Annotated in this window: 2 protein-coding genes; both read left to right on the top strand. The window is 39.1% G+C overall.

Features of this window, described 5'->3' with window-relative positions; translation table 11 throughout:
* Positions 1-121: 121 nt before the first annotated feature.
* A complete protein-coding gene (locus F0226_RS22260) occupies positions 122-739 on the top strand; it encodes a LysE family transporter (RefSeq protein ID WP_171737675.1) in 618 nt (205 codons plus the stop codon).
* A gap of 153 nt (positions 740-892) precedes the next feature.
* A complete protein-coding gene (locus F0226_RS22255; RefSeq protein WP_171737674.1) occupies positions 893-1,744 on the top strand; it encodes a DUF2971 domain-containing protein in 852 nt (283 codons plus the stop codon).
* Positions 1,745-2,019 lie beyond the last annotated feature (275 nt).

The following is a 2,019-nucleotide window of genomic DNA, read 5'->3' as shown; positions in this document are numbered from 1 at the left end:
GACTGCCAACGCTTGACACTCTCAACTCAGTTTAGCTTCAGTGATTTAGGTGGTAGGTTTGAGTATATTGGCAGCGTTGCCAGCTACTTAATTGGGCGTTAGTTTTCATGGAGGAAATATTGTGGAAATTTGGAAGTTATTGTTCTTTATACCAGCGTGCTTTGCGCTCAATATGACTCCTGGTCCAAACAACTTACTGTCTATGAATAATGCTCGTTGTTACGGCTTCAAGTCTGCTTTCATTGCTGGTTTGGGTCGAATAGCTGCATTCTCTATAATGATTGCTTTGGCAGCTTCAGGCTTAGCTGTCGTTCTCTATGCATCTGAGACTCTATTTCTAACCATTAAAATTGTGGGTGCGGCGTACTTGTTGTGGATTGCCTTGAATCTTTGGCGTTCGGAGTCAAGCCCAGTCGCTGAATTAGAAAGCACTCATAACTGGCTAGGTCTAGCTAAGCAAGAGTTTTTGTTAGCTGCTGGTAATCCAAAGGCAATCTTAATATTTACAGCCTTTCTCCCACAGCTCGTTGATGTTTCGGCTAGTGTAAATGAACAGTTCTTCGTTTTAGGCGCTACATTCCTAATATTAGAAATGGGTGCAATATCGATTTATTCCATATTCGGAATATATTTAAGGCAGTGGTTCACGAAGCCGAAAATGGCAAAGCGCTTCAATAGAGGCTGTGCAACTTTTTTAGCTATGTCTGGAGCAAGCTTATTACTAAGCCGCCAGCAATGAAACTAACAAGCAATTTAAGCAGACTGTCAACGCACGGCATTTTCAGTCCGGTTTAGCTTCAGTGATTTCGGTGGTAAATTTGGGTGTACTGGTAGCGTTGTCAGCTACTTAATTGGGCGTTAGCTAAGCCCAGTCAAAGTTCTAGGAAATAATATGAAGTTATTCAAATTTAGTAATGTCGATATGAACAAGTTGGCTTGTCTGCAATCTAGCCATATTTGGTTTGCTTCACAAGGAAGTTGTAATGATCCTTTTGAAGGGAGCCATCTTTTCAGTGAGTTTGATAACTATGATGAATCAACGAAAATAATGCGTCGTATTGTCTCTCAGGTCATTAGCTCAGAAGCAGCGGAAAAGCTAGTATCTGCTGAGCATGTTGAGAAGCACACGAAGAATGAAATATCAGAGTATCAAGGCAGAAGTGTACTTTCTATGTCTCTGTCTTGTGCGGAAAAATTACCTCAATTTAATAATTTAATGTGGTCACATTATGCAGATGCAATGAAAGGTTATTGTTTGCAGTTTGACAAGAATAGTTTTGTTGAAAGCATTTACAATGTGGGCAGTATTGACGCTGTAGAAGAACTTCACTGTGACGTAATACAGTATAGTGAGAATGCACCTATCGTGCACGCTATGGATCCTCGCTCTAGCCAACAATTAATTTTTAGTAAGTCGGAGTGTTGGGAGTATGAAAATGAGTACCGCTTAACATCAAAGTGTGTTGGAAAACATAGTTATGATCCTAAATCCCTGGAAAAGGTTATTCTTGGCTTCAGTATGCCAATAGAGCAACAGTTACTTATTTTTAATGTTATTTCTTCAAATAATAAAGATGTTGTGTTTGAAGAAGCTGTATTAAAACAGGGAACTTACTGTATAGAGTTTGTTGATTTTGATATCGAGCATAAAATTAATATTTTAAATGGCAAATCATATGCAAGAGATGAAATCATGGGATCAGTTTCTTTAGGTCATATTATTAGACGAAAAGGGCTAAGCTAACAAAGCATTTAAGACGGATTCTCAACGCTTGGCAATTTCAGTTTAGGTCGGCTTCAGTGCTTTATGTGGCAAGGTTTAAAAATTGGTGGTCGCGTTGTTCACCACTTAATGCGGCGTTATGTGCTTATGAGGAAAGTGATGAAAAGTCGACTATTATTGGCTCTGTCTAGTTTGGTTTTTACTGCTACAGTTTCGGCTGAAGATGTAGCTTTCGATTGCAACAATGCTGTGAATACCCTTCAAATTAATGAGTGCGCATCAATTGAACTAGACTC

Origin of the sequence: Vibrio sp. 99-70-13A1 (assembly GCF_013114625.1) — a bacterium.
Lineage (GTDB): Bacteria > Pseudomonadota > Gammaproteobacteria > Enterobacterales > Vibrionaceae > Vibrio.
This window is presented reverse-complemented; position numbering and strand designations above follow the sequence as displayed.